10 protein-coding genes are annotated in these 8,415 nt (G+C 58.4%); 5 read left to right on the top strand and 5 right to left on the bottom strand.

The features are described 5' to 3' along the window. Positions 1–262: 262 nt before the first annotated feature. Genes kdsB through lpxK form a run of 3 tightly spaced genes read right to left on the bottom strand, consistent with a single transcriptional unit; the run spans position 263 to position 2,204 of the window. Positions 263–1,054, bottom strand: a complete 792-nt coding sequence (gene kdsB / locus M3436_07315) for a 3-deoxy-manno-octulosonate cytidylyltransferase (protein MDQ3563944.1) — start codon at positions 1,052–1,054, stop codon at positions 263–265. After that, the gene (locus M3436_07310) at positions 1,055–1,234 is read right to left on the bottom strand and encodes a Trm112 family protein (protein MDQ3563943.1); all 180 of its coding nucleotides are present in this window, start codon (positions 1,232–1,234) and stop codon (positions 1,055–1,057) included. Continuing rightward, positions 1,215–2,204 carry a tetraacyldisaccharide 4'-kinase gene (gene lpxK / locus M3436_07305; protein MDQ3563942.1) on the bottom strand — a complete coding sequence of 330 codons (990 nt, stop codon included), beginning with the start codon at positions 2,202–2,204 and terminating at the stop codon, positions 1,215–1,217. The genes M3436_07310 and lpxK overlap by 20 nt, the downstream gene beginning before the upstream one ends. Before the next feature lie 170 nt (positions 2,205–2,374). Between lpxK and queF the strand changes: the two genes are divergently transcribed. Both queF and dksA read left to right on the top strand, forming a co-directional pair. Continuing rightward, positions 2,375–2,773 carry a preQ(1) synthase gene (gene queF, locus M3436_07300; protein MDQ3563941.1) on the top strand — a complete coding sequence of 133 codons (399 nt, stop codon included), beginning with the start codon at positions 2,375–2,377 and terminating at the stop codon, positions 2,771–2,773. A 196-nt stretch (positions 2,774–2,969) separates the two neighbouring features. Continuing rightward, positions 2,970–3,329, top strand: coding sequence for an RNA polymerase-binding protein DksA (gene dksA, locus M3436_07295; protein MDQ3563940.1), 360 nt, complete (start codon positions 2,970–2,972; stop codon positions 3,327–3,329). A gap of 174 nt (positions 3,330–3,503) precedes the next feature. Here dksA and M3436_07290 read toward each other — a convergent pair whose 3' ends face one another. After that, positions 3,504–4,208 carry a type 1 glutamine amidotransferase gene (locus M3436_07290; protein ID MDQ3563939.1) on the bottom strand — a complete coding sequence of 235 codons (705 nt, stop codon included), beginning with the start codon at positions 4,206–4,208 and terminating at the stop codon, positions 3,504–3,506. Between the two features lie 72 nt (positions 4,209–4,280). Continuing rightward, positions 4,281–5,702, bottom strand: coding sequence for a sigma-54 dependent transcriptional regulator (locus M3436_07285; protein ID MDQ3563938.1), 1,422 nt, complete (start codon positions 5,700–5,702; stop codon positions 4,281–4,283). A 183-nt stretch (positions 5,703–5,885) separates the two neighbouring features. On the opposite strand from M3436_07285, the gene M3436_07280 reads away from it, so the two are divergent. The 3 genes from M3436_07280 to M3436_07270 all read left to right on the top strand — a co-directional run bounded on the left by M3436_07280 (position 5,886) and on the right by M3436_07270 (position 8,345). Next, positions 5,886–6,932 (top strand): isocitrate/isopropylmalate family dehydrogenase, encoded by a 1,047-nt coding sequence (locus M3436_07280; GenBank protein ID MDQ3563937.1) that lies wholly within the window; start codon positions 5,886–5,888, stop codon positions 6,930–6,932. A 340-nt stretch (positions 6,933–7,272) separates the two neighbouring features. Beyond that, a complete protein-coding gene (locus M3436_07275) occupies positions 7,273–8,154 on the top strand; it encodes an endonuclease/exonuclease/phosphatase family protein (protein MDQ3563936.1) in 882 nt (293 codons plus the stop codon). Further along, a complete protein-coding gene (locus M3436_07270; protein ID MDQ3563935.1) occupies positions 8,151–8,345 on the top strand; it encodes a PGPGW domain-containing protein in 195 nt (64 codons plus the stop codon). Before M3436_07275 ends, M3436_07270 begins: the two co-directional genes overlap by 4 nt. Positions 8,346–8,415 lie beyond the last annotated feature (70 nt).

Below are 8,415 nucleotides of genomic sequence, written 5' to 3'. Positions count from 1 at the left end.
GACATACTCAATCAACCTCATGCATCAGAATAAAAAACACTTTAACGAACGGTTAAGATCCCGTTGACCCCTGGAATCGGTGAGCCCTATCCGCAGGCCCAACGAAATCGGTTCGTTAAACACACCTAACGCCTTAGAAGCGCACCCGCCGTCGCTACGGCGAGCCGTATTGAAAAGCTTACAACATATACCCGCAACTGCAAATACTCCTCCACAGGCGTGTTACGGAAGAAACGTGGTTCGAGCTAGGCGTCGGAGTGCGTCACACCGCACCGCGAGCGCAGTGCTCCCGCTCGAATACGCGGCGCATGTATTCCAGGTCCGAAGGAGTGTCGACGCCACGTTCTATCTCGCGCTGCACGACGGCTACCGCGACGCGATAGCCATAGTATAAGGCACGCAATTGCTCAAGCGCTTCGAGGTGTTCTAAAACGCAGGGTTCTAGCCGCGCTAAGCGCTTTAGGGTTTTAACGCGATAGGCGTACAAACCCAGGTGCCGCAAATAAGCGCGGTCCGCCAAGCACATCTCACTCGCCGCCGATTCGGCGCCGAATCGCTTGCGATCCCAAGGGATCGGCGCGCGGCTAAAATATAGCGCGTAGCCTTCGCGGTCCACCACGGCTTTGACGATATTAGGATCACGCAACGCAATCGCGCTGCCGAGAGGCGCGCATAGGGTCGCCAGATCAGCGCATGGCCGGTCATCGAGCAGGCCGGCGACCTGGGCCAGCAACGCGGGCGCTACGCGCGGTTCGTCACCCTGTAAATTAACGATAATGGCATCTTCGTCTTCTTTCAAAGCCGCCGCCGCTTCCGCCAGCCGTTCCGTCCCGGAACGATGATGCGCAGAGGTCATGCAAACCCTTGCCCCGAAACCGAGCGCGCACGCACGAATGCGTTCATCATCGGTGGCAATGATCACCGCCGAGGCGCCGCTTTGTAGCGCGCGCTCATGAACGTGCTGGATGAGGGGCTTGCCTGCGATGTCCGCCAGGGGTTTGCCCGGCAAGCGAGTGGACTCGTAACGCGCCGGGATATAGACGCGAAAATCCAACTAGAGTTTCTCGTCCGGTGGAATACGGCGTGCCTCGTCCTCCAGCATCACCGGAATATCATCTTGAATCGGATAAGCTAAACGGCAGGCGCGGCAGATAAACTCGGCTTCTGCTCGCTTGTACAACAGCGGGCCCTTGCATGAAGGACACACCAAGATCTCAAGAAGACGCTTGTCCATTGATCTTACTTGTCAAGAGTGTAATAAATTTTTTTTCGAAGGCCGATGACAGCTCGGCTTGTATGGGAATATACCAAACATCGGCTGGTGCGAAGCGCCGGCATTTTACCGCATCTTTCTCGGTCATGATGACAGGAAGCCCATCGGTGAATGCGAGATCGCGGCGAGAAAAGCCGTAATGATCCGGAAACGGGTGCTCGATCGTCTGGATACCGAAGCCTCTTAAAAGTGAAAAAAAACAATCCGGGTGTCCGATCCCCGCAACGGCATGGACGCGCCGCCCGCGCAATTCATCCAAGGTGCGCACCGCCGTATCGTCAGCCACGGCGTTGGCTATCGAGGCTCGGTAGCTCATCGCATATTCGTTATCGAGGGCCTCGCCACGGGTGACAATTATGTCGACACGCATTAATCGATCGATCGGCTCGCGCAAAGGTCCGGCGGGTAACAGGCGACCATTGCCGAAGCGGCGAACGCCGTCAACGACCGCGATTTCAACGTCCCTTGCGAGCGCATAATCCTGTAACCCATCATCACACACGATTACATTGCATTTATCGTCGTCTACCAACTGTTCAACGGCTTGCGCGCGCCGCCGGCCGGCGGCCACCACGGGGCCATTGCAACGTCTTGCGACGAGCACCGACTCATCGCCGACCTTGTGTGGATCGCTATCGGGTGCTACCCGCCGCGGCCAACTGGCGGCCTGTCCCCCGTACCCGCGGGTCACGATCCCGGGTCGGTAGCCCTGGCGCCTGAGACAGTGCGCAAGCCAGATGACGAGCGGCGTTTTGCCCGTGCCGCCAGCCGTGATGTTTCCGACGATAACGACAGGCGCCGCACAGGTGTACGGACGTACCAGCGGGGTCGAATAAAGCATCCGTCTCGCGGAGGCCGCGCCGCGGTAGGCCCAGCTCAACGGCGACAACAAGGCGCACCAGCGATGCTGTCCGTACCAGGCGTTTTGCATCCGTTGTTCAAGAAACACCGCCCCAGTTTGTAGCAGGAACTCGCATGAAGGTAAAGGCGCCGGCCCCAGGGAGGTCCGGATGGGTATATACTTGCCAGCTAATCCGCGCTATGCAGCCATGACTTTAAAAAGTAGCTCCGCGCTTTGAAACCAATCTTGACGGACCCGCGATGTCAACGCAACCGAGGGCGCCTCTGGAAACCTTTCCGAACCCGAGCCCTACCCGCGACTACGTGATCAGGATAGAAATTCCTGAATTCACCTGTCTATGTCCCAAGACCGGGCAGCCCGATTTCGCCACCTTAGAGCTGCTCTATGTCCCCGATCGAGAGTGCGTCGAACTGAAGTCGCTCAAGCTCTACGTCTGGTCCTTCCGCGATCAAGGCGCTTTTCACGAGGACGTCACAAACAAGATATTGAATGAGATCGTGTCAACGTGCCGGCCGCGGTTTGCGAGACTGACGTCACGCTTCAACGTGCGCGGGGGCTTATACACGAGCGTCATCGCGCATTATCAGGCGCCCGGCTGGGAGCCCGCCGAGCAGCTCGGTTTGACGCGAGCCCTTTAGTGCTTAAAGGCGTTGCGTCCCTCCCGGGTTTTTGGTACAACTGCGCGCTCATTTTTCTAAACATGAGGTAAGGGCAGTGCCCGCCAAGAAGAAGGTCGCGAAAACTAGCGAGGCGAAAGTGGCGCGTTTCGGGGCCGCGACCACGTCGTGGTACGACGGTTTCGCGCCGTACAAAGAGAAGCGGGGCGAGGAATACATGAATCCGGCGCAGATCGAGCATTTCCGGAAGATCCTCCTGGGCTGGCGCCGCGATCTGATCGAGGAGATCGATCGCACGGTTCAGCACTTACAGGACGACGCGGGGAGTTTTGCGGATCCGAATGATCGAGCAACTCAAGAAGAGGAATTCGCACTGGAGTTGCGCACCCGCGATCGGGAGCGCAAATTAATCAAGAAGATCGGAGAATCGCTCGTGAGCCTCGACACGGGCGACTACGGATACTGTGAATACTGCGGAGTCGAGATCGGGATCCGGCGCCTCGAGGCCCGGCCCACGGCGACGCTTTGTATCGACTGCAAGACCTTGGACGAGATCAGAGAAAAGCAGGTCATTTAGAGAAGCTCTGCAAAAGTTACTGCGCAGCCCATCTGCTTTGGCGCGTGCTCGCGCGTCGCTCGCCTATCTACCTGATATGTCTCGCGACTCGCTCCGCGGCTTCGCGCATCTGCGCTTGCTCGCGACACTTGTGCAGAGCTTCCTTAGTGTGCTTGAACAACGGCGCCGGCGCGATTAATCGCTGAATCCTTCCAGCCATCGGCAATAAAACCGCTCGGCGATGCGCCGCAGCGCCTTCACGCGTTGGGAAAGCCGGCGGGTGATCTCATCGGGGGCCTGCACGCTCGTAGAGAGCGCAGCCAGTTGATCCTGGTACACCTTTACCCACTGGGTCACCATCTTCGCCGTGACTTCAATATGACATTGCATGCCGAGCGTATTGCCGATCGCAAACGCCTGATTCTCGCAAAGATCGCTCTTTAACAGCCGAGCGGCGCCGGGAGGAATACTGAAGGTCTCGGTGTGCCAATGTAAGACCTCGAACCGAGGTGGCAAACCATCAAGCCAGCCCGCCGCTTCCTCGCCACCCGCGCACTCGACCGGGCGCCAGCCGATTTCTGGAACGCAACTGGGGGTGATCGCGCCACCCAATGCCTTGCTGATCAACTGGCCACCGAGGCAATGGCCTAGTATCGGCAAACCCCGGGCGTGGGCCGTCCGAATGAGCGCCAGCTCTTGTTCCAGCCACGGTAAGGGATCATTGACGGACATCGGACCGCCCATAAACACGAGCGCCGAACACCTGTCGATATCAAGCGCCCATTCCTCGCCTTCATCAATTCGTATGAGATCGAACGAGATACCGCGCAAGGCCAAGAACTCCGCCAAGTAACCCGGCCCTTCGCAGTTGACATGCCGAAAGATCAGTACCGGTTTCATCAGCCCATCGGCTTTGATTTGCGCGGGTTTGGAAGAGTAAGTGATCGTCCCGCCCAGGCTTGCCAAGGCATGCTAGCCGTTCACCGTTTCCTCGGCGCGGTGCATCCCAAATTTTTTCATCTTCTCGACCAAGGTCGTACGCCCCATTTTCAATCGCTTAGCCGCATGCGCAACCACCCAGTGGGCCTCATCGAGGGCCTGTTTGATCATCGTGTACTCGAGATTATTCAGATGTTCCTTGAGATCGATCCCCCCGCGCGGCAACCGCGGCAAGGACGAAACCTCTTCGGCGTGCGGCTCGCTCACGAGAATCGGCGCTCGCTCCGCTAACTCGACTGCTTGATATTTCTCCGGGAGATCATGTAAGTCCACTACCACGTCGGGGTAGAGGATCGCCAGCCGTTCCATCAGGTTCGCTAACTCCCGGATGTTACCGGCCCAGCGATAACCTGTCAGTGATTCGAGGCACAGGTCGGTTAATCGTAACCTGCCCCGGCCTTCGTGCTCCAAGCGAGCGACGAGATCGTTCACGAGCAATGGTACATCCTCGATACGTTCCCGCAGCGGCGGCATCTCAATCGGGAAAACATTCAAGCGGTAAAAAAGGTCCTCGCGGAACGTGCCCTTGGCGATGGCCTCTTCCAAATTGACATGGGTCGCGGCGACGATGCGTACATCCGCGGTGATGCTCTTGTTACTGCCGACGCGCTCGAAGGTGCGTTCCTGTAGCACGCGCAACAGTTTCACTTGCATCGCCAAGCTCATGTCGCCGATCTCATCCAAAAACAGCGATCCGCCTTCGGCCATCTCGAAGCGGCCTTGCCGCGAGGTGATCGCTCCGGTAAACGCTCCTTTTTCGTGCCCGAACAACTCGCTTTCCAAGAGATCGGCGGGAATGGCGCCGCAATTCACCGGAACGAAAGGCTTACTCCGCCGTTTTGAATTGTAGTGGAGGTGCCTTGCCACGACTTCCTTGCCCGTGCCCGACTCGCCGGTGATCAACACGTTCGCATCGGTGGCGGCCACCATCCCGATCATTTTGCGTATGCGCTTGATACCGGCACTGGTGCCGACCAGGCTCCGAAAAAGCTCCACGGACCTGGGCGTGCCGTCCTCATGCCGGTTTTGCCGATAAAGATCGACCTTCTGCAACACGCCCGTGAATTGCTTATAACGGAGCGGCAATTCGATCTCGCCGAGGATCCCGGCCTCGATCTCCTGGTTGCTTTTCGGCGATCCGCCCGCTTCCGAGACGAGCAAGACCGGGCGATAAGGATCGGAGGTCTTAAGGGCACGGAACACGTCGATCAACGTTCGCGCCGAGCCACAACTCCCCAACAAAACCAGATCAACGGTTTCCGCCTCCCGAAGCCGGGGCTCCCACTCGCCGTGGCCGCAGGCGATGATGTGCCGATACTCCAGGAATTCCATCACGGTTGCGAGCTTTGGCCGCAGGCCGGGGTCATCCTCAATAATTAGAACGCTGCTGTTCATGATGCATAGCTCATCGCCTAATCGTCCGGGCGAGAGGATTTTAGTAGACCATTGCTGTTCGCGAATGTCAAAATCTTGGCGTTTCCACCCCGATCCGCGTAGATGGCAGCCAGCCCGGATCGCTCTGGGCCGGCGCTTATGGCGCCGGATTAGCGTAAGATAATTGTGAACAAAGGGGGGGCTATGACGACTGAGAACATTCCGGTCACGCTGATCCGAGGCGATGGCATCGGGCCCGAGATCGTCGATTGCGCGCTCACGGTCTTAGACGCACTGGGCGTCGCTTTTAATTGGGACGTACAACAGGCCGGCATGGAGGCTGCGAAGGAGGGCGGCGATCCCTTGCCGGCGGCGACGATCGATAGCATCCGGCGCACGAAATTGGCGCTCAAGGGGCCGCTTACGACACCCGTAGGCGGCGGTTACCGGTCGGTAAACGTCAGCCTGCGCAACGAATTTAAGCTGTTTGCGAACGTGCGGCCGGCCCGCTCTTTATTTCGCGGTGGAAGATTCGAGGATGTAGACCTCGTTCTCATCCGCGAAAACACCGAAGGCTTCTACGTCGGCATTGAGCATTTCATCCCCATCGATGACGATCCGAAGGCGGTCGCCGAGGCCTCGGGGATCAACACGCGTTCCGGGTGCCGGCGGATCGCTCATTTCGCCTTCGAATACGCGCTGCGCCACGGGCGGAAAAAGATCACCATCGTGCATAAGGCCAACATATTGAAGGCGTTGACCGGGCTGTTCCTCGAGACGGTGCTCGACATCGGACGCCAATACGAAGGCAGATTGCGAATCGAAGAACGCATCGTCGATAACACCGCCATGCAGCTCGTGCTCAATCCGAACCAGTTTGACATGTTACTTACGACCAATATGTTTGGAGATATATTATCCGATGAGATCGCGGGCCTCGTCGGCGGCCTGGGCGTCGCACCCGGGGCCAATATCGGTGCCGATACTGCCATCTTTGAAGCAGTGCACGGTTCAGCGCCGGACATCGCGGGCCGCGGGATCGCCAACCCGACGGCGATCATGCTGGCCGCGGCTTTGATGTTGGATCACCTGGACCTAATCGCTCCCGCTAGCCGCCTGCGGCAGGCCATTCATACCGTGCTCCAGAAGGAGGGTATCAGGACCCGCGACTTGGGCGGACAGGCCTCGAGCGGCGAATTTACGCGCGCCGTCATACGGCAGATTGAGGTGCTGCCCGATCACACAGCCTAAGAGTTTGTGAAAAAACCGTCGCGAGCGAAGGGAGGTCGTGTTCCGCCGGAACGCAGGAACCGGAGTGTATATTGAAATACATGAGGATTCCGAGCACCGCCGGAACACGAGATCCCGAGCGTAGTAGGTTTTTTCACAAACTCTAAGGCAAACCGTGTCTGGGCGCTTGCTTAAGCTGGTCGGCTTCCTGGGCGAGCGTCACCGCTACCGCACGTCTTGCGCTTGGATTTGTTGTTACTCATACTGCTTTTGATTGCTCCGATCCCCGTGATTCAGCGCAGCATCAGCTAGCGACAACCTGCGAACATCTAATTCGTTTCGAAAGAAGGCGACGCCGTTGATGAAGCTCGTGGCAAGAAAAATCCCGAGGAAACCGCGCCCGGGCCTCACTTCCGGTCCCGAGCCGGTGTTGCCCCGCGATGCCGGGGCCGCCCCGGCGTTCACCTTGCAGGTGATGACCTACAATATCCACAAAGGGTTTAGCACCGGCAACGCGCGTTTCGTCCTGCATCAGATGCGCGACGCATTGGAACGAGCCGATGTCGACTTGATCTTTTTGCAAGAGATCCAAGGCGCCCACGCGTACCGGCAATGGTTGATCGACGATTGGCCGAACGCGCCGCAATTGGACTTCTTGGCCGACCGGAGATGGCCGCACCGCGCCTACGGGAAAAACGCGATCTATGATGCCGGGCATCACGGAAACGCCATCCTCAGCAAATATCCCATCCGCTTCTGGGAAAACATCAACGTGTCGGGAAATCCCATCGCGAGCCGCAGTGTGCTGCATGCCGAGATCGCGCTGCCGCAAGTCGAACAGCCGCTTCACGTGATCTGCATACATTTCGGGCTCATCGCCGCGGAACGCCGGCACCAGCTTTCGGTGCTCACGAGACGCATCCAGTCCCACGTCCCTCGTCATGCGCCGTTGATTATCGCCGGGGACTTCAATGATTGGGCACGCCAGGCGGAATTCCAAATGCGGACTCACCTTGGGCTCATGGATGTGTTCGTGACCCTGAACAACCAGCCGGCGAAGACCTTTCCTGTCTGGTATCCGGTATTGGCCGTGGACCGCATCTTTTATCGCGGCGCGACCCCGATCACTTGCAGCTGCTTGAAAGGCATGCCCTGGCGGCGCCTGTCCGACCACGCGGCCCTGTACGCGGTGTTTTCCCTGGCGCTGGAACCGGCAGGTATGGATCGCCGCATCGAGTTATGAAGTCTGGCGGTGATGCACTGGCCCGGCGGCTCGTGGGCGTGATGCTCGGAGCCACGACACTCATCGCGGTCGTTGCGATCATCGTGCTACCGGGTCCGGCATTCATGGTCATCCCCGCCGGAATCGCGATCCTTGTTCTCGAATTCATCTGGACCCGTTGGTGGTTACGCGCGCGAGGGAAGGAAGACTGATCAACACGCTGCGGTGCATATGACATTGCGCTGCCGCGACTGTGATATTTTTGCGAAATCTTTTGGGCTA

The organism is Pseudomonadota bacterium (assembly GCA_030859565.1).
GTDB lineage: Bacteria > Pseudomonadota > Gammaproteobacteria > JACCXJ01 > JACCXJ01 > USCg-Taylor.
Note: the sequence above shows the minus strand (reverse complement) of the source record. Positions and strands in the feature narration are given on the sequence as shown.

Excerpts from the sequence above, each read along its gene's own strand:
- lpxK (MDQ3563942.1), bottom strand. The coding sequence starts at position 2,204 with ATGCAAAACGCCTGGTACGGACAGCATCGCTGGTGCGCCTTGTTGTCG.
- M3436_07280 (MDQ3563937.1), top strand. The coding sequence starts at position 5,886 with ATGACGACTGAGAACATTCCGGTCACGCTGATCCGAGGCGATGGCATC.
- M3436_07275 (MDQ3563936.1), top strand. The coding sequence starts at position 7,273 with ATGAAGCTCGTGGCAAGAAAAATCCCGAGGAAACCGCGCCCGGGCCTC.
- M3436_07270 (MDQ3563935.1), top strand. The coding sequence starts at position 8,151 with ATGAAGTCTGGCGGTGATGCACTGGCCCGGCGGCTCGTGGGCGTGATG.
- M3436_07285 (MDQ3563938.1), bottom strand. The coding sequence starts at position 5,702 with ATGAACAGCAGCGTTCTAATTATTGAGGATGACCCCGGCCTGCGGCCA.
- M3436_07290 (MDQ3563939.1), bottom strand. The coding sequence starts at position 4,208 with ATGAAACCGGTACTGATCTTTCGGCATGTCAACTGCGAAGGGCCGGGT.
- M3436_07310 (MDQ3563943.1), bottom strand. The coding sequence starts at position 1,234 with ATGGACAAGCGTCTTCTTGAGATCTTGGTGTGTCCTTCATGCAAGGGC.
- queF (MDQ3563941.1), top strand. The coding sequence starts at position 2,375 with ATGTCAACGCAACCGAGGGCGCCTCTGGAAACCTTTCCGAACCCGAGC.
- dksA (MDQ3563940.1), top strand. The coding sequence starts at position 2,970 with ATGAATCCGGCGCAGATCGAGCATTTCCGGAAGATCCTCCTGGGCTGG.